This is a genomic window from Streptomyces sp. NBC_01717, from assembly GCF_036248255.1.
Lineage (GTDB): Bacteria > Actinomycetota > Actinomycetes > Streptomycetales > Streptomycetaceae > Streptomyces.
Genome location: NZ_CP109178.1, coordinates 548625 through 564855, shown reverse-complemented (window position 1 = coordinate 564855; position 16231 = coordinate 548625). Strand labels below are relative to the sequence as shown.

18 protein-coding genes and 1 pseudogene are annotated in these 16231 nt (G+C 68.2%); 13 read left to right on the top strand and 6 right to left on the bottom strand.

Annotated elements, in window-relative coordinates:
* Nucleotides 1-5 precede the first annotated feature (5 nt).
* Complete coding sequence (locus tag OHB49_RS02720; protein WP_329157575.1) at nucleotides 6-464, bottom strand: MarR family winged helix-turn-helix transcriptional regulator; 459 nt, start codon at nucleotides 462-464, stop codon at nucleotides 6-8.
* A 153-nt stretch (nucleotides 465-617) separates the two neighbouring features.
* Between OHB49_RS02720 and OHB49_RS02715 the strand changes: the two are divergent.
* Together OHB49_RS02715 and OHB49_RS02710 are read left to right on the top strand one after the other, a co-directional pair.
* A pseudogene (locus tag OHB49_RS02715) lies at nucleotides 618-818 on the top strand (DUF6215 domain-containing protein); the annotation flags it as partial.
* A gap of 70 nt (nucleotides 819-888) precedes the next feature.
* Nucleotides 889-1374: a MarR family winged helix-turn-helix transcriptional regulator gene (locus OHB49_RS02710; protein WP_329157573.1), complete on the top strand. Its 486-nt coding sequence runs from the start codon at nucleotides 889-891 to the stop codon at nucleotides 1372-1374.
* A gap of 179 nt (nucleotides 1375-1553) precedes the next feature.
* Here OHB49_RS02710 and OHB49_RS02705 read toward each other — a convergent pair whose 3' ends face one another.
* Complete coding sequence (locus OHB49_RS02705) at nucleotides 1554-2204, bottom strand: FMN-dependent NADH-azoreductase (RefSeq protein WP_329157571.1); 651 nt, start codon at nucleotides 2202-2204, stop codon at nucleotides 1554-1556.
* A gap of 159 nt (nucleotides 2205-2363) precedes the next feature.
* On the opposite strand from OHB49_RS02705, the gene OHB49_RS02700 reads away from it, so the two are divergent.
* The gene (locus tag OHB49_RS02700; protein WP_030980369.1) at nucleotides 2364-3032 is read left to right on the top strand and encodes a nitroreductase; all 669 of its coding nucleotides are present in this window, start codon (nucleotides 2364-2366) and stop codon (nucleotides 3030-3032) included.
* A gap of 108 nt (nucleotides 3033-3140) precedes the next feature.
* On the opposite strand, the gene OHB49_RS02695 is transcribed toward OHB49_RS02700, so the two are convergent.
* Nucleotides 3141-3557 (bottom strand): GNAT family N-acetyltransferase, encoded by a 417-nt coding sequence (locus OHB49_RS02695; RefSeq protein ID WP_329157567.1) that lies wholly within the window; start codon nucleotides 3555-3557, stop codon nucleotides 3141-3143.
* Between the two features lie 127 nt (nucleotides 3558-3684).
* On the opposite strand from OHB49_RS02695, the gene OHB49_RS02690 reads away from it, so the two are divergent.
* Nucleotides 3685-4068: a hypothetical protein gene (locus OHB49_RS02690; RefSeq protein ID WP_329157566.1), complete on the top strand. Its 384-nt coding sequence runs from the start codon at nucleotides 3685-3687 to the stop codon at nucleotides 4066-4068.
* 255 nt (nucleotides 4069-4323) lie between these two features.
* Here OHB49_RS02690 and OHB49_RS02685 read toward each other — a convergent pair whose 3' ends face one another.
* A complete protein-coding gene (locus OHB49_RS02685) occupies nucleotides 4324-5448 on the bottom strand; it encodes a phosphatidylinositol-specific phospholipase C1-like protein (RefSeq protein WP_443079479.1) in 1125 nt (374 codons plus the stop codon).
* A gap of 473 nt (nucleotides 5449-5921) precedes the next feature.
* Here OHB49_RS02685 and OHB49_RS02680 point away from each other — a divergent pair, with 473 nt between their 5' ends.
* From OHB49_RS02680 to OHB49_RS02665, 4 genes are all read left to right on the top strand, one after another.
* Nucleotides 5922-6746 carry an endonuclease/exonuclease/phosphatase family protein gene (locus tag OHB49_RS02680; RefSeq protein WP_329157565.1) on the top strand — a complete coding sequence of 275 codons (825 nt, stop codon included), beginning with the start codon at nucleotides 5922-5924 and terminating at the stop codon, nucleotides 6744-6746.
* A 262-nt stretch (nucleotides 6747-7008) separates the two neighbouring features.
* On the top strand, nucleotides 7009-7500 hold the full coding sequence (locus OHB49_RS02675) for a hypothetical protein (protein WP_329157563.1): 492 nt from the start codon (nucleotides 7009-7011) through the stop codon (nucleotides 7498-7500).
* The gene (locus OHB49_RS02670) at nucleotides 7400-7948 is read left to right on the top strand and encodes a phosphotransferase family protein (protein ID WP_329157562.1); all 549 of its coding nucleotides are present in this window, start codon (nucleotides 7400-7402) and stop codon (nucleotides 7946-7948) included. The genes OHB49_RS02675 and OHB49_RS02670 overlap by 101 nt, the downstream gene beginning before the upstream one ends.
* Before the next feature lie 270 nt (nucleotides 7949-8218).
* Entirely contained in the window at nucleotides 8219-9181 is a 963-nt protein-coding gene (locus tag OHB49_RS02665) for an NAD(P)H-dependent flavin oxidoreductase (RefSeq protein WP_329157560.1), read from the top strand.
* Nucleotides 9182-9368: 187 nt separating this feature from the next.
* Here OHB49_RS02665 and OHB49_RS02660 read toward each other — a convergent pair whose 3' ends face one another.
* Nucleotides 9369-10169 carry an IclR family transcriptional regulator gene (locus OHB49_RS02660; RefSeq protein ID WP_329157559.1) on the bottom strand — a complete coding sequence of 267 codons (801 nt, stop codon included), beginning with the start codon at nucleotides 10167-10169 and terminating at the stop codon, nucleotides 9369-9371.
* A gap of 107 nt (nucleotides 10170-10276) precedes the next feature.
* On the opposite strand from OHB49_RS02660, the gene OHB49_RS02655 reads away from it, so the two are divergent.
* The 4 genes from OHB49_RS02655 (at nucleotide 10277) to OHB49_RS02640 (ending at nucleotide 14750) form a co-directional block, all read left to right on the top strand.
* Nucleotides 10277-11242: a 5-dehydro-4-deoxyglucarate dehydratase gene (locus tag OHB49_RS02655; RefSeq protein WP_329157558.1), complete on the top strand. Its 966-nt coding sequence runs from the start codon at nucleotides 10277-10279 to the stop codon at nucleotides 11240-11242.
* Entirely contained in the window at nucleotides 11239-12534 is a 1296-nt protein-coding gene (locus tag OHB49_RS02650; RefSeq protein ID WP_329157556.1) for a glucarate dehydratase family protein, read from the top strand. The genes OHB49_RS02655 and OHB49_RS02650 overlap by 4 nt, the downstream gene beginning before the upstream one ends.
* Before the next feature lie 81 nt (nucleotides 12535-12615).
* The gene (locus OHB49_RS02645) at nucleotides 12616-14046 is read left to right on the top strand and encodes an MFS transporter (protein ID WP_443079478.1); all 1431 of its coding nucleotides are present in this window, start codon (nucleotides 12616-12618) and stop codon (nucleotides 14044-14046) included.
* A 230-nt stretch (nucleotides 14047-14276) separates the two neighbouring features.
* Nucleotides 14277-14750, top strand: coding sequence for a carboxymuconolactone decarboxylase family protein (locus tag OHB49_RS02640; RefSeq protein ID WP_329157554.1), 474 nt, complete (start codon nucleotides 14277-14279; stop codon nucleotides 14748-14750).
* 159 nt (nucleotides 14751-14909) lie between these two features.
* Here the strand turns inward: OHB49_RS02640 and OHB49_RS02635 are convergent, their stop codons facing one another.
* Nucleotides 14910-15158 carry an SMI1/KNR4 family protein gene (locus tag OHB49_RS02635; RefSeq protein ID WP_329157552.1) on the bottom strand — a complete coding sequence of 83 codons (249 nt, stop codon included), beginning with the start codon at nucleotides 15156-15158 and terminating at the stop codon, nucleotides 14910-14912.
* 59 nt (nucleotides 15159-15217) lie between these two features.
* On the opposite strand from OHB49_RS02635, the gene OHB49_RS02630 reads away from it, so the two are divergent.
* Complete coding sequence (locus OHB49_RS02630; RefSeq protein WP_329157550.1) at nucleotides 15218-16201, top strand: phosphotransferase family protein; 984 nt, start codon at nucleotides 15218-15220, stop codon at nucleotides 16199-16201.
* Nucleotides 16202-16231 lie beyond the last annotated feature (30 nt).

Here is a 16231-nt window from a genome sequence, read left to right as displayed (position 1 = left end):
TCCGGTCACGACCGGACGATCCGTTCCAGCAGGGCCGTCGCATCGAGGAGGGTGCGCCGTTCCTCCTCCGTGCATTTGTCCTCCAGGGCGCGGGTGAGCCAGCCCTCGCCGGCTCGGCGGCGGTCCTCGAGGAAGTCGTGGCCGCTGTCGGTGACGAAGACCAGCTGGCGTCGGCCGTCCTCGGGGTCCGGGCGGCGGGCGACGAGACCGCGTTCGACCAGGACGCCGACGGTGGCGGCTACCGACTGGTGTCGGACGCGTTCGGCGGCCGCCAGGTCGCTGACCGATGCTTCGCCGTCCTTGTCGAGTCGACTGAGGACGGACGTCTGGGAGGGCGTGAGGTCCCCGGGGTCGTAGGTCTCGCGCATCCGGCGCCGTAGTCGGCTGTAGACCACGCGGACCTCGCGGGCCGCGCGTGCGGCCGATTCGGACACGCCGTCGGTGGTGCCGGTGACCTCGTTCATACGTTCAGGCTAACTTGCGCAGGCTGGACTGCGCAAATAAGACTGCGTATATATCGGCGGGTCGCCGGCGGCGCATCGGGAGGCCTGTTGCTCAAGCACTGACAACCATTCATCGATGGCAGCGACCAGCACCGTGGCTTCGTAGCGGACAGCCGACATGATGGGGGCGACGCCGACAGCGGGCCCGGTGTCCCGGCCCGAGCCCTCACCGTGGCCCGGGATGCAAAGGACAGCGGCGGCTCCTTCGAGGTGGTCCTGTGGCGCGCGGACGGCGTGGTGCCGGACGACGCGGTGCTGCTCCGTGTCGCCGAGAAGGTGCTGCCGACGGTCCCGGGGTGGACTGCTGACCGGTGACGGCCTCTATTGGCGCATTTAGTTTCGAATGAGACCGTATTGAACGAATCGATGGCTGTAATGTGGCCTCATGACCGCCGACGTTCCTCCCGGAACCACCGCCTCGCGCGTGACCGACCGCCCAGGGGATGCCTCGCCTTTCGCTCTCGGCCTGCTTCTGCGCCGGGCGCACTGGCACGCGGCCGCAGTGATGGAGGGGGCGCTTCGACCGCTCGGCATCGAGCTGCGGCATTTCGCTGTGCTGATCGTGCTGGTCGACCGCGGACCCACGGTGCAGCGGGACCTGGTGGCGGCTACGGGGTCGGACAAGGCGGGAATCATGCGCGTCGTGGACGACCTGGAGCGTAGAGGGCTGGCCGTACGCAAGACCGTTCCGGGGGACCGGCGGGTGCGGGCGGTGGAGATCACGCCGCAGGGCCTCGAGCTTTTCGATGCAGCTCATGTGGCGGCGGTGCCGCTGGCTGAGCGCCTGGTTGCCGGACTGCGGCCCGGCGAGCCCGAGCAGCTGACGGATCTGCTGACCCGTTTCGCCCATCCCGGAGGCGGAGAGGCGTAAGCGGGTCCGCGCACCGGTTGTGCGGCCCGCCGGCAGGCCGAACTTCCCGGCCGCCCCGAGCCCGGGCCACCGGCCTCCAGGGACGGAGCGCCGATGTCACCGGCGCAGCGGACACAAGCGACGAGGACGCCGTGTGACGTCCTGGGTCGAGGTGTCACACGGCGTCCATGGCCCGGGGGTTACGCCGCGATGCGCTCCGCGAGTTCCTTGGCCTTGGTGATCGCATCCTTGAAGGCGCGCTCGCGGGAGGCCTCGTAGAGGGGTATCAGTTCCGACATGGCCGGGTTGCGGGGGGCCATGGTGAGTTCGGGGACGATGAAGTCGAGGTCCAGGCCGAGGGTGCCCTTGAGGACGGCCTCCAGGTAGTTCTTTACGAACTCGTAGCCCTCGCGCGGGGTGCCCGGCGCGTAGGAGCCGCCGCGGCTGGCGACGACGGTGACCGGGGTGCCCTGGGCGGAGGGGGTCTCACCCGCGGTGCGGCCGAGCAGGATCACGTTGTCCAGCCACGCCTTGAGGGTCGACGGGATCGAGTAGTTGTACATGGGGGCGCCGATCAGGACGGCGTCCGCACGCTCCAGCTCTTCGATGAGCTTCACTCGCGCGGCGAATGCGGCGGACTGCTCCGGGGTGTGCTCGGACGGGTCGGCGAAACCGGCGGTGTGGGCTTCGACGGTGATGTGAGGGACGGGCTCGGCGGCGACGTCGCGGTAGATCACCGTGCCTTCCGGATGCTGCTCCTCCCAGGCCTTGCGGAAGGCGTCCGCGACCGAACGGGACGAGGACGCCTCGCCTGGGAACACGGACGAGTCGATGTGCAGCAGCGTGGCCATGGACGTTCTCCAAAGAGCAGTGCCCGAGGCGCGGGCCGGGGGCTGAGGATTCGTACTCGACGACAGTCAAACACAAGATCGTATTGAATGATACTGTCGTGAGTAATACAATAGTGAGTATGACGAAGCCGCCCAGGTCGAGCAGGGAGATGCGCGTTCATGGACGTCTATGAAGCGGTCACAAGCCGACGGGCAGTGCGCGGATTCACCGACCGGCCTGTCCCGAAGGAGGTGCTGGAGCGCGTGCTGTCCGCCGCGGCTTGGGCGCCGTCCGCATCGAACCTCCAGCCGTGGCGTGTCTACGTGCTCACCGGCGCGCCGCTGGCCGAACTGAAGAAACGTGCCGGCGAGCGCATAGCCGCAGGCGACCCCTGGGACGAGCCGGAGTACGAGCAGTACCCGCCCGCACTGAAGTCCCCGTACCGCGAACGCCGGTCCGCCTTCGGAGAGCAGCGCTACGGCGCACTCGGTATTCCGCGCGAGGACCTGGAGGCGCGCCAGAGGGCCGCTTCCGCGAACTGGGACTGTTTCGGCGCGCCCGCCGCCCTGTTCTGCTACATCGACCGCGACCTGGGCCCGGCCCAATGGTCCGACGTCGGCATGTATCTGCAGACTGTCATGCTGCTGCTCCGCGCCGAAGGGCTGCACAGTTGCGCGCAGATGGCATGGGCGAAGTATCGCAAGACCGTCGCGGAGGTCCTGTCACCCCCGGACGGGCTCATCCTCTTCTGCGGTATGTCGATCGGGTTCGAGGACGTCACGGTGGGTTACACCCGTACGGGGCGGGCGCCGCTCGAAGAGACGGTCACTTTTGTCGACGGTTACTGACACCGCCTGCCCTCAGCCGGCCAAGTTCGGCGGGGACGTGCGCCAGGTGTGGGACCCAGGCCGCGCGTCCCAACTGCCGGATGCGGCAAGCGGGTCCGTTTTGTGGATCTACGTCTGATCGAATGTCCAGACGAGCACCACTTGCTCCTCTTCAGGTACGCCTCCGGCGTGTCTGTACGTCGCCAGTGCCGCCGCGTTGTCCGCGTCCGTGATCACCCACATGCCGTAGCAGTCGCGTTCGCGTGCCACGTCCGCGAGTGCCGCCACCAGAGTCCGGCCGACGCCCTGCCCGCGGAACGCCTCGTCCACACCCAGCTCGTACAGGAACATCTCGGTCCCCTTGTCCGGATGCATCATCTCGACACCGGTGACCATGCCTGCCGGGACGTTGTCCACGTAGGCGATCAGCAGGTGGTGACGCTCGTCCTCCAGGAAACGCTCAGTCGCTCCCTGTCGAGGGGGGTCATCGAACAGGTGCCCGGCCGCCATGACGGCCTCGACCTGAGTGATGCGACGGATCTCCACGCGGCAATACTGGCAGGTTCGGCCCTCGATAGCTCCGGTCTTCCTCTCCCTGAAGCTCCGGTCTTCCTCTCCCTGATGTTGCACTGGAGTATCAGCCGGGCGCCGACCCGGCGGGCAGACTGCGCACATGCAGCTCCCCGCCGAAGCCGTCGCCGCCACCGTGCTGATCGAGGTCGTACGGATCTCCGCCCTCCCGACCGAGCGGGGCGTCCCATACCCCGGCAGGGTGGTCGCCCACTGGACCGGGAGCGAGGCCGCCGAAGCCCTGACCTTGATCGAGATGCTGCCCGGCAGCGAACAGCACCGCTGCGGCTTCTCGCCAGGCTGGAGCATCCGGGCTTACGAGGACTCGCTCGACCTGGCGCTGTTCGAGGCAGCGTTCTGCTTCAGGTGCCACGAGGTCCGCATGCACGGAACGGCCGTGCCACCCGAGTCGGCCACGCAGTTCTTCGACGCGGACACCCCGTCGGCCCAGGCCCTCCTGGCCCTCTTCCGCGCGGCGACCCCGTAGCCGGCCGACCGGATGGGCGGGGTGGCGCAGCCCGCAGGTCGTTTGCTCGGACTTCTTCGAGCGAGGGCGCCCGGCGGACGCGGGCCGGGCTGGATCCGCCGTCGGCGTATCTGCCGGCCGCCATGTGGTGTTGCGGCCGGCGAAGCGCAGGCTGGTAGCACCCGACACCAGGGCTGCCCGGCGGCTACACCGGACGTCAACGTCGAGATCGGTGAGCCGCCGGGTCCGCATCTTGCTGAAGGTCGGCGCGGCCCGTCAGTCTTCGACGGTGTGGCAGGACCTCGGTGCATCGACGGGGTTGCACCTGGCAGGCCCGCCGCCGGGGAGCTGTGCGACGTAGTCGCTGCCGTAGCGGGGGGCGAGCCCGGGCACCGGGAAGTCGGTGCTGACGATCTGCGCGCCGCTGGCCAGCGCAGCCTCGAGCTGCTTGGTGTCGCCAGTCCTGGCCGCACCGAACGGAACGTCGCTGCGTGTCCGGACGAAGTAACCCTTGCGCACCCAGTCCTGGATCTTCGCGGTGTTCGCGCCGGTCGGGTCGTTCTCCTCGAGGAAAGCGGCGTCAGCGCGCCCAGGCGCGGAGTCGGTGAACAGCACACGCCCTTCCAGATTCGGCCGACCGCTGAGGTACGGCGCCTGCAGCTTGGCGTCCTTGTTGTCCATCAGGAACACGAACTTGCCGCGCGTCTGGGCCAGGCTCGGCCAGCCGTGGCGCAGTACCGACTCCTCGAGCGTCAGCCCCCGGTGACGAACAGTGTCCGGTGTGATGAGCTCGTCGGCGTCGAACACCGAGCGGATCTCGGTGTCGAGCCGGTCGAACTGCTTAGCATCCCAAGGCGGGCTTTTCGGGCCTCCGAGCTGCTCCATCTTCGGGTCCGTCGCCTTGAGCTCGAGCAGGATCGGGATCGGCACATGCCTCGGATTCGCGTCCGACCAGGTCTTCACCTGTCGCAGGCACTTCACCAGCGTCGAGCACGTCGTGTTGTAGTCGTGGTCCGCCCAGTGCATGACTTTGAGGCCGGGTCCCGCGAGGTCGGGGTCGTCGAGCGGAGGGAGCCCGGCCTGCCGGCGGATCAGCGGGTTGGTGTAGAGCCCACCCTGGTCGCTGTCGGGCATCACGTCGAGTTCGAGCTGGCGCACCGGCTGCTGGTCGAGCTGCACCGGCAGCGACGCGTGCGAGTACCACAGATTGTCGGGGTCGGATTCGCCCTGAATCTTCTTCTCTGCGAAGGATACTTCGCGGTGGTAGCTGTTGTGCGTGCCCAGCAATTGGATCTGGTTCATCCGGACCGGGGCGTGGTCGCTGGCGTCCGCGCCCGAAGCGAGCGTGCCAAGGCTGAGGACAACTGCCGCGCCGATGAGTGCAAGTTGACGTATACGCATGACCCACACCCTCGCCGGTGCTCATGGTCATCAAACGAAGACCGACCAACCTGACAGGGAATGCCTCCCCAACAACACCGGTGTTCCGAGGACGTGTTGTGAGCGGCGGCCGTCGTGCACGTGCGGGTGCCGTCGGCAGAAACGGGGGTCATTCTCAGGTCGGCCCGCCCAATCGTGACCGCTCCGTGCGGACCTGCTCGCACGCGCGACATTCCCCGCTCTGAGGAGTCGGGAATGTCGCGCGGAGGTGGCCCGCAGTCATCGGCCGGTGGCCGAACCCGGTGACGTCACGGCCGTGCGGGCGCGCCCCGCCGGACGGCGCCGGCGTACCGTCAGGCCTCGGCCGGCCCCGGTGCGCGTCCGATGCCCGACATCGGGAGGGAGGCGGCTCTTCACCCTCCGGCCACGAATCCGCCAAGGGGCCGGATCATGATCGTGATCGTCTTTGATACCTGTCGCAGGAGGACCACACCATGTTGCGTCGTACCTTGTCCGCACTCGCCGTCGTCTCCGTGCTCGCCACCACGGGGATCGCCCAGGCCTCGGCCGCCGAACGCACCGGTGCCCGTGTGCTGGATGTGATGACGTTCAACATCCACCACGCCCAGGGCACCGATGATGCACTCGACCTCCAGCGGATCGCCGACGTCGTCAAGGAGAGCGGCGCCGACGTGATCGGGCTGCAGGAGGTCGACAACCACTACTCCGGACGCAGCAATTGGGCGGACCAGCCTGCCGAGCTGGCCGCCATGCTGGGATATCACGTGGTGTTCGGCGCCAACATCGACAACAACCCGCCGACTGTCGGCGGGCACCGGATCCAGTACGGCACCGCGATCCTCTCCCGATACCCGATCACCGAGTGGGACAACACCTGGCTGTTCAAGTCGCCCGGTCAGGAGCAGCGCGGTCTGCTGCACGCCACGCTCGATGTCCGTGGAAAGGCCGTGCACTTCTATTGCACCCACTTCGCCGCCAGCTCGCAGACCGACCGTCTCCACCAGGCCCCGCAGCTCGTCGACCTGATAGGTGACACCGATCCGTCGATCCTCGTGGGCGACTTCAACGCGGTCCCGTCCGCGCCCGAGTCCCAGCCGTTGCAGGCCAGCTACACAGACGCATGGACCAAGGCCGGTCACGGGGACGGGATGACCTATCCGGCCGAGGGCCCGACCGAGCGGATCGACGACATCTACACCACCGACCAGGTCAAGCCGGTGGTCACCCGCGTTCTGCACGCCGACCCCACGGCTTCGGACCACCTCCCGGTGATCAGCCGGGTGGTCGTCACCCCCTGACGAGGCTTCCAGTCGGATTCAAGGCGACCCCGGGCTCGAAGGGAGTGCGGGGTCGCCTCGAGCATGCCTGGCTCGTCGGCCGCGGTGGGGCCCGCCGTGGCGCGTTTCGCCGCATCGGGCAACCGGTAGCTGACTGGCTCGGGAGGCGTGCGGCTTCTTCCTTCCCATGCAGTGCGCAGGTGGTGTGGCCGGTGTGCCGGGCTCGCGAAGGCGCCCCCGAGCGAAACCTGATGGTCAGGCCGGACGAGGCTCTGGAATGCTGATGGCCGTGATCGACAGGCCCCCCATCGACGAGCGGACACTGACCGCAGAAGTAGCCCAGGCGTGGGGCCTGGACGGCGTTGAACTCGTTTTCCTGCCGATCGGTCTGGACGGCCAGGCGTGGGCGTACCGGATCAACACCGCCGGTGAGGATGGCTACTTCATGAAAGTGCGGCGCGGGGAGTTCGCGCCGGCGGCCGTATCGCTGCCGCAATATCTGCGCGAGCAAGGTCTGACCCACGTGGTGGCACCGAGGGGCACACGGTCCGGCGAAGCGGGGCACGCCATGGGCGGCTACCGAATGCTCCTGTATCCGTTTCACGGCGGCGGGAATCCTGACCGACCGACAGTGGATCGAGTACGGGGCGTTCCTGGGCAAGCTGCACAGCACTGTGCCGAGCCCGCGGATCGAATCGATCCTGCCGGTGGAGAACTACTCGACGACCGCACCGGCGAGGGTGCACGCGCGCAGCGCCGAGGCGGCGGTGAGTAACGTGCTCGGCGCCTTCTGGCAGCGGTACGGTGCCGCGATCACAAGGCTGTGCGAGACGGTCGACGAGCTCGCCGCCAAGGCCACGGCCGGTCCGCATGTCATCTGCCACGCCGACATCCATCCGGGCAACCTGATCGCCGACGGCGACGGCCCGCTACATGTCGTCGACTGGGATGCGCCGATCATGGCGCCGCGTGAGCGCGACCTGGTGTTCGTCCTCGGACAGGGCTTCGGTGAGCATCCGGTCAACCCTCGCCAGGAGGCGCTTTTGCGTCAGGGCTACGGGCCGCTCCAGATCAACGAGGAGCTTCTGACGTTCTATCGCCAGGAGCGCAGCCTGGATGACATCGCCGAGTTCCTCAGTCGCATCCTCGATCCGGAGACGAGCCTCGAAGCCCGGGCGAACGATCTGCATTGGCTGACCCGCAATGCCGAGATGATCACGTAGACACCCGCTTCTACCAGCTCGTGCACGTCAACCACCGGAAGCGGGCTCTGATGTGTGGAGCCTGCTGCTTTCGGACTTCCCGTCGCCGTCGTCGACTGGCTCAGGGCTGACTGCCGGAGGTGGGCTGCCGCAGGGAATCCGCCCATGCCGGAGCGGTGATGCCGGGCGAGGGCTTCCGCCCTGCGTTGCCACGGCAGTTCGGAGTGCGCCGCGTGACAGGGATTCCTGACTGATGCCCGCAGAGAGCCGGAAGAGTCGATGATGTCAGCCATGGCATTGTCGACGGCGTTCACGAAGTTGTTCGGGGTGCAGCATCCGATTGCGTTGGCGCCCATGGGCGGGTCGGCCGGCGGCGTGCTGGCTGCGGCGGTCTCCCGCGGCGGTGGGCTGGGGTTGCTGGGCGGCGGGTACGGGGATCGGGATTGGCTGGCTCGCGAACTACCGATCGTTGCTGGAGGCGGGAGACCGTGGGGAGTTGGGTTCCTCAGCTGGGCGGCCGGTGTCAGCGCGGTCGAGCAGGCACTGGAGTACGGCCCGAGGGCTGTGATGCTCTCCTTCGGAGATCCGCGCCCGTTCGTTGAACGAATCCGCGCAACCGGTGCTGCGGTGATCGTTCAGGTCACCGATCTGGAGGAGGCCCAGGCGGCGGTGGATCTGGGGGCCGATGTCATCGTGGCGCAGGGGAGCGAGGGAGGTGGGCACGGGGCGCGGCGCGGGAGGGCCACGTTACCGTTCGTACCGGTCGTGGTGGACTTGGCGGCACCGGTGCCGGTGCTGGCGGCCGGTGGGATCGCCGACGGTCGTGGCGTGGCCGCCGCCTTGGCACTGGGGGCCGCCGGGGCGCTCATCGGCACCCGATTCCAGGCCACGGCAGAGGCGCTGGTCGATCGCTCGATCGCCGAGGCGATCGTCCAGGGGCGCGGGGAGGATACGGAACGCAGCGGCGTCCTTGACATCGCCCGGGGGGCCCGATGGCAGACGACGAAGTACACGGCTCGTTCCCTCGGCCATCCTTACCTCGACCGCTGGCGGGGCCGGGAGGCTGAGCTTGCCGCGGATTCCCAGGCTCGCCGTGACTACCAGATCGATGTGGCACGAGGTGATGTGCCACCACTGCCGGTGTGGGCCGGCGAGGGTGTCGACCTCATCGACGACCTACCACCCGCAGCCGATCTCGTCGCCGCACTGGCCGCCCAGGCCGACAACGCCCTGGCCTGGGCAGGAAGGTCCTGACAGGAGCGCGCTGAAGCACTCTCTCCGGGGCACTTCCGCGCGGACTCCCGTAATGCTCCGTGCGGGGCGTGTCACGGCCCCCGCCCGGAGCGCCGGCCCGCGCTCCTGGTCGTCGCCGTCCCCGGAGATCTTTTCCAAGCTGCTTGGCTCGATAGGACAGCCTCGGGGGCCGCTCCCCGGGACGAGGTCAGCGCCAGTGCGGGGCGCCCGCACCGCCTGGTGTCGTCGCCTCGATCTTTGTGCGGATTTCGCGCATGACGCTGATGATCTGGGACTCATGGGCTGGGGTGAGGCGGGCCACGGGGACCGAGCAGCTGATGGCGTCCTGGGCGGGGGCGTCGTAACGGAGGGCGAAGCCGAAGCCGATGATGCCGAGGACGCCCTCCTCGTGGTCGATGGAGTAGCCACGGGTGCGGGTTTCCGCGAGGTCGGCTGCCAGGGAGTCGCGGTCCGTGTGGGTGTTGGGGGTGGCCGGGGTGTACGGGCCCTCGGGGAGCGTGGAGTCCGGCCGTTCGGCCAGGAGTGCCTTGCCCAGCGCGCCCGCGTGGGCCGGGAGGCGGCGGCCGACCCGGCTGATCGTGCGCGGGTACTCGTGTGATTCGCGTGTTGCCAGGTACGCCACGTCTCCGCCGTCCAGGCGGCCCATGTGGATCGTCTCGCCGAGTGCCTCGGACGCCACGTCGAGGTACGGGCGTACGGCCCGGACGCGGGGGTCGGTGTCCAGGTAGCTCGTGCCCGTGAGCAGGGCGTGGATCCCGATGCCGTAGAGGGAGCCTGTCATGTCCGTGCGGACCCAGCCCCGGCTGATCAGGGTCTGGAGCAGGGCGTACATCGAGCTGCGGGGGACCTGGAGTTCGGCCGCGAGTTCCTGGAGCCGGGCGGGGCGATCGCCGCGCTCCGCCAGTACTTCCAGCAGCTCGACCGTGCGCGCGGCGGACTTCACCTCGCGCACTCCACGCTCCTCGTCCGTGTTCATGGGGTCCGGCATGTGCTGATCGTAAGCGAGGGCCGCCGAACCATTGACGGCCCTGGTCTGCGTATCTAACCTTCATCTTCATACGTAGATGGCATCTACATACGGAGATGGTGGCAGTAATGAGCACGGACACGGAAACGGAGGCCGTCGTCGGGCGGCTGCGGAGCGGGATGGCGAACGGCGTGCTGTCGTTCCCGCTGACCAGCTTCCATGACGACGGCTCCCTCGACCTCGATGGATTCCGTGCATACGTGGCTGAGCAGATCGACGCCGGTCCCGGCGCCGTCTTTCCCGCCTGCGGCACGGGGGAGTTCTTCTCCCTGGACGAGGACGAGTACCGGGACGTCGTCACCGCCGCGGTGGAGGTGGTGGCGGGGAGGGTGCCCGTCGTGGCCGGCGTCGGCTACGGATGGGCCCAGGCCGCCAGGTTCGCGCGGATCGCCGAGGAAGCCGGGGCGGATGCCCTGCTCGTGCTGCCGCACTACCTCGTCGCCGCGCCGCAGGACGGGCTCGTCGCGCAGCTGGAGCACCTGGCGGCGCGGACCCGGCTGCCGCTCATCGCGTACCAGCGCGATCAAGTCACCTTCACCGTCGAGTCGTTGAGGAGGATCACCCGGATTCCCGGGGTCGTCGGACTCAAGGACGGGCACAGTGACCTCGACCGGCTGCAGCGCCTCACGCTCGCCGCGCCCGACGGTTTCCTGTTCTTCAACGGGGCTGCCACCGCAGAGATCCAGGCCCGCGCGTACACCACGGTCGGAGTGCCCGCGTATTCGTCGGCCGTTCACGCCTTCGCACCCGAGATCGCCGACGTCTTCTTCGAGGCCCGTAGGCGGGGCGACGACGGTGTCATGGATCGGTTGCTGCGGGAGTTCTACGTCCCGCTCGTCGAACTCCGGGACCGTCAGCCCGGATACGCCGTCTCGCTCGTGAAGGCAGCTGCCCGGCTGCGCGGGCGTCCTGTCGGGCCCGTACGCGCCCCGCTCACCGATCCCTCGGCCGCCGACCTCGCCGACCTGGAGCGCCTGCTCGCCACCGGCCTCGACCTCGCATCCGCACTCACTCCCGTAGGAGCCGCCCTGTGACTCGCGATCTGACCATCACCGAGGTTCGGCTGACCCCGATCCTGGTCGCCGACCCGCCACTGCTCAACACCCAGGGAGTGCACCAGCCGTACACTCCGCGACTGATCGTGGAGGTCGTCACGGCGGGTGGTGTGACGGGGGTGGGGGAGACGTACGGCGACAGCAAGTATCTGGAGCTCGCCCGGCCCTTCGCCGACAAGCTCGTCGGGCGTCAAGTCTCCGATCTCAATGCACTGTTCGTCGTGGCGGACGAGGTTGCCGTCGATCGGGGGCGGGTCGAGAACCAGGTCGACGTGGGTGGGCTGCGGGGAGTGCAGACCGCCGACAAGTTGCGGTTGTCCGTGGTGTCCGGCTTCGAGGTCGCCTGTCTTGACGCGCTCGGCAAGGCGCTCGGGCTGCCCGTGCACGCGCTGCTCGGCGGCAAGCTGCGGGACGCGGTGGAGTACAGCGCCTATCTCTTCTACAAGTGGGCCGACCACCCGTCGGGGGTCGCCTGCGAGAAGGATGACTGGGGGGCCGCCGTCGATCCGGCCGGCGTCGTCGAGCAGGCGCGGAAGTTCACCGAGAGGTACGGGTTCACCTCGTTCAAGCTCAAGGGCGGAGTCTTCGCACCCGAGGAGGAGATCGCCGCCGTACGGGCACTCGCCGAGGCCTTTCCCGGGCATCCGTTGCGGCTCGACCCCAATGGGGCCTGGTCCGTGGAGACTTCGCTGAAGGTCGCTCAGGAACTTGGCGACGTACTCGAATATCTGGAGGACCCGGCGCTCGGTACGTCGGCGATGGCCGAGGTCGCCGCGAAGACGGACGTGCCGCTCGCCACCAACATGTGCGTGACCACCTTCGCCGAGATCCAGGAGGCCTTCACCCAGGGGGCCGTACAGGTCGTGCTGTCCGACCACCACTACTGGGGCGGGCTGCGCAACACCCGTGAACTGGCCGCCATGTGCCGCACGTTCGGGGTCGGGGTGTCGATGCACTCCAACACCCACCTTGGAATCAGCCTTGCGGCGATGACTCATGTCGCGTCGACCGTGCCGAATCTCCACCACGCCTGCGACTCCCATTACCCCTGGCAGTCCGAGGACGTGCTCACCGAACGCCTCACCTTCGAAGACGGGTCGGTCAAGGTGTCCGACGCGCCCGGCCTCGGCGTCGAACTGGACCGCGACAAGCTGGCGTTCCTGCATCAGCGGTGGCTCGACGACGACGGCCGCCTGCGGGACCGCGACGACGCGGCCGCGATGCGGATCGCCGACCCGGAGTGGGTCACGCCGACCGTCCCTCGCTGGTAACTGCACTCGCGGGACCGGAGTTCATGCGACCCGGTCCCGCTCACCCCTCTCTCCCCGCCCTGCCCACGATCGGAGCCGCTCGTGTCCGCAGTACCACCAGCACAAGTCCCCGTCATCGAGCACCCGCCCGCCGTCCAGTCCGCCATCCGTAAGATCTTCCGGCGCGTCGTCCCTCTCTTCTTCGTGATGTTCGTCGCGAACTACATGGACCGCGTGAACCTCGGCTTCGCCCAGGACCAACTCCGCGCGGACGTCGGCCTGTCCGCCGCAGCGTTCGGGCTCGGCGCCGGGATCTTCTTCATCGCGTACGCAATCTTCGAAGTGCCCTCCAACATGATGATGGAGCGCTTCGGGGCGAAGATCTGGCTCACCCGGATCATGATCACCTGGGGCATCGTGGCCACCGCGATGGCCTTCGTGTCGAGCGCGGAGATGTTCTACGCGTTGCGGTTCCTGCTCGGCGTCGCGGAGGCCGGATTCTTCCCGGCCGTCATCTACTACTTCTCACGCTGGCTGCCGGACTCCCATCGAGGACGGGCCACATCCATCTTCCTGATGGGCTCCGGCACGGCGACCGTCATCGTCGGTCCGATCTCCGGCGCACTGCTCGAAATGCACGGCCTGTGGGGGCACTCCGGCTGGCAGTGGATGTTCTTCATCGAGGGCCTCTTCTCCGTGGTGCTGGGATTTGTCGTCTACCGGTTCCTCGACTCCGGTATCGAGCAGGCCACTTGGCTCACGGACGAGGAGAAGCGCGGGCTCGTCGCCGTCATCGACGTCGAGCAGGAGGAGCGAGCCGGGGACCGCGCGACCGCGCAGGTGTCCCGGTGGAAGCTGCTCGCCGACCCGCAGATGCTGCTGTTCCTGTGGATCTACTTCGCGATCAACGTCGCCCTGTACGCGGTGACGTTCTGGCTGCCGTCGATCGTGGACGACATCGGCGGGCTGAGCGAGTTCCAGGTCGGGTTGCTGACGGCGGTGCCATGGCTGTGCGCGATCGTCGCCGTGTACGTGAGCGGGCGGATCTCGGACCGCATCGGCAAGAGGCGTCCGATCCTGGTGACGCTGCTGTTCATCGGCGGCTGCGGCACCCTGCTCGCCGTGTTCGTGTCGCCGTGGGTCGGGCTCGGCGCCCTGTGCATCGCCGCCATCGGCTTCAAGCCGGCCTCGCCGATCTTCTGGACGATCCCCCAGAGCTACCTCGACGCACGGGCCGCGGCGCCCGGCATCGCGCTCATCAACTCCATCGGCAACCTCGGCGGCTTCGTCGCGCCAACCGCCTTCGGACTGATCGAGGACGCGACGGGTTCGACCAAGGGAGGGCTGGTGGGCCTGACGGTCGTCGGTTTCCTGGCCGCGTTGAGCGTTCTGAAGGTGCGAGGTGGTGGGCGCAATGACCGGATTCGTACGAAGTCGGTGACGGCTCCCGTGGCCACGGTGCCGGAGGCCAATCCGGGTACGGCACGTACCGTGGATTCCGGACCAGCGGGAACGGCTCCGGCAGGGGCGTGATGTGACGGGCGGCGGCGCGGGCGGGAACGCCGCCGCCCGTCACGGGTCGTGACGGTGTTGGACCGCCTCGGGCTCAGGACCTGCGCCGCGGCGGTCCGGCCAACACTCTTCCTGGGGATCCCTGCCGGGGTGAGGGAGGGGAGACACAGGTCACATTCGTCGATGTCACAACTTGCCGGGGCTGTTCCGTCCAAGAGGTGTATCCACCGACAACGACACAGGAGTGCACCATGGAAGCTCGGTTGAACCTCTTCGCCAGCCCGGTCGCAGCCAAGTTCGGGAAGCACATCGTCGCTGCGGGCAAGGCACTGGCGGACTCGACGTTGCCGGCCGCGACGCAGGAGCTGGTGAAGCTTCGCGCCAGCCAGATCAATGGCTGCGGCTTCTGCACCGACATGCACACCAAGGACGCTGCGCACGCAGGGGAGACCTCGACACGACTAAACCTGGTCGCGGCCTGGCGCGAGGCCACGGTGTTCACCGACGCCGAGCGCGCCGCCCTGGAGCTGGCGGAGCAGGGCACCCGCATCGCCGACGCGGCCGGCGGCGTCACGGACGAGGCCTGGGCGAATGCTGCCAAGTACTACGACGAGGAGCAGCTTGCCGCCCTGGTGTGCACCATCGCCCTCATCAACGCCTTCAACCGCGGCAACGTCATCGTCCAGCAGCCCGCCGGGGGCTACCAGCCCGGCCAGTTCGCATAACCAGGAGTGCCTGGCCACGACCGCCGGTGCCCCGCACCCGCATCAGCACACGCCCCCGGGCGCCCCTCGCCGGGGCCCGGGGGCGTTGCTTGCGGTGCTGGCGACCGGCCGGGTCTCGCTCCCCATTCCAGGGTGGAGTGGGCTATGGCTGCTCCCTCGTCAGGACGGCAGCGGATCAAATGGCATGTAGAGGCCCGGGAACGTATCGGGGCCCCGGAACAGCAAATTCTGTTCCAGAATCCGATCCAGGGACCACACGACGCCAGTCCCGTACTCACCGACCATCCCGTCGGTCTTCATCAGCAGCGCGGTCAGCTGCGCCGGCAAGCTTCGGCCCAGGCGCCGCTCCGCCTCAGCTGTCCGGATCGGTGCGTCAACACACGTCGTTGCGGCGTGAGTGATTGTCAAAAGCTGTGGGTGGGAAGCCCACGGGGTGTGTCCGGTGGGTGGTCGATAGCCTGTCTCTCATGGCTATGGGTGAGGGTGCAGGGCGCGTCGGTGGAGATGTCGATGGCCATGGTTGGGCCGCGACGCGTGCCTGGGTCGAGAAGGGACTGCTCGAGTCGGAGCACATCGACGATGTCACGCGGTTGCGTGGTGGGTGGACGTCGGAGATGCGCCGTCTGGACATCTCCCGGCCGGGCGGCCGGCGGTCGGTGGTCCTTCGGTCCTTCGTCAAGTCGTTCTTCGTGCAGCACGCGGAGGGTCTGCTGACGCGGGAGGCGCGCATTCTGCGTCAGCTCGACGTCACGGATGTTCCCGCGGCCACGCTCATCGACGTGGACGCGGCGGCGGAGTACTGCGACCACCCGTCCCTGCTCATGTCCCTACTGCCTGGGACCGTTCGCCTGGCCGACCAGGAGTCCGACCGACGTGTCGACCTGTTGGCTCGCCAACTGTCGCGAATCCACCGGGTGCAGGTGACTGCTGAGACCCGGCCGCGCACCTATCAGGCGTGGACAGGGCCCGAGCGGGTAAGCCCGCCCGGAGCCACCGAGCGACCCGAGCTGTGGCAGCGGGCCGTGGACGTCATTCGACGTGAGCCGCCCGACTACCTGCCCTGCTTTCTGCACCGGGACTTCCACCCCGGCAACGTCCTCTTCGAAGGCACCAGCGGCGATCTGCGGATCAGCGGCGTCGTCGACTGGGTGGAAACCTCTTGGGGGCCGGCCGACCTGGATGTGGCCCACTGCTCGACCGCCCTGGCTCTGCTGCACGGTGTCCCTGCGGGCATGACCTTCGCCGACCGATACGCCGCAGCGGGAGGGGCCTTGGCCGACGAGCAGGCCGCACATCTGTATTGGCGGTTGTTGGACGCCTTGGCCTTTGCTCCGGACGCTCAGAAAGTTGCCGTCCCCTGGCGTGAACTGGGCCGTGCTGATCTGACCCCTACCGTGCTGACGAATAGGTTGGAGGAATACATCCAGGCCCTCTTCGACCGTTACGCGTAATCCAGATCAGCCCCGCTAGCGGAAACCGCA

Excerpts from the sequence above, each read along its gene's own strand:
- OHB49_RS02720 (WP_329157575.1), bottom strand. The coding sequence starts at position 464 with ATGAACGAGGTCACCGGCACCACCGACGGCGTGTCCGAATCGGCCGCA.
- OHB49_RS02710 (WP_329157573.1), top strand. The coding sequence starts at position 889 with ATGACCGCCGACGTTCCTCCCGGAACCACCGCCTCGCGCGTGACCGAC.
- OHB49_RS02705 (WP_329157571.1), bottom strand. The coding sequence starts at position 2,204 with ATGGCCACGCTGCTGCACATCGACTCGTCCGTGTTCCCAGGCGAGGCG.
- OHB49_RS02700 (WP_030980369.1), top strand. The coding sequence starts at position 2,364 with ATGGACGTCTATGAAGCGGTCACAAGCCGACGGGCAGTGCGCGGATTC.
- OHB49_RS02690 (WP_329157566.1), top strand. The coding sequence starts at position 3,685 with ATGCAGCTCCCCGCCGAAGCCGTCGCCGCCACCGTGCTGATCGAGGTC.
- OHB49_RS02685 (WP_443079479.1), bottom strand. The coding sequence starts at position 5,448 with ATGCGTATACGTCAACTTGCACTCATCGGCGCGGCAGTTGTCCTCAGC.
- OHB49_RS02680 (WP_329157565.1), top strand. The coding sequence starts at position 5,922 with ATGTTGCGTCGTACCTTGTCCGCACTCGCCGTCGTCTCCGTGCTCGCC.
- OHB49_RS02675 (WP_329157563.1), top strand. The coding sequence starts at position 7,009 with ATGGCCGTGATCGACAGGCCCCCCATCGACGAGCGGACACTGACCGCA.
- OHB49_RS02665 (WP_329157560.1), top strand. The coding sequence starts at position 8,219 with ATGGCATTGTCGACGGCGTTCACGAAGTTGTTCGGGGTGCAGCATCCG.
- OHB49_RS02660 (WP_329157559.1), bottom strand. The coding sequence starts at position 10,169 with ATGCCGGACCCCATGAACACGGACGAGGAGCGTGGAGTGCGCGAGGTG.
- OHB49_RS02655 (WP_329157558.1), top strand. The coding sequence starts at position 10,277 with ATGAGCACGGACACGGAAACGGAGGCCGTCGTCGGGCGGCTGCGGAGC.
- OHB49_RS02640 (WP_329157554.1), top strand. The coding sequence starts at position 14,277 with ATGGAAGCTCGGTTGAACCTCTTCGCCAGCCCGGTCGCAGCCAAGTTC.
- OHB49_RS02630 (WP_329157550.1), top strand. The coding sequence starts at position 15,218 with ATGGCTATGGGTGAGGGTGCAGGGCGCGTCGGTGGAGATGTCGATGGC.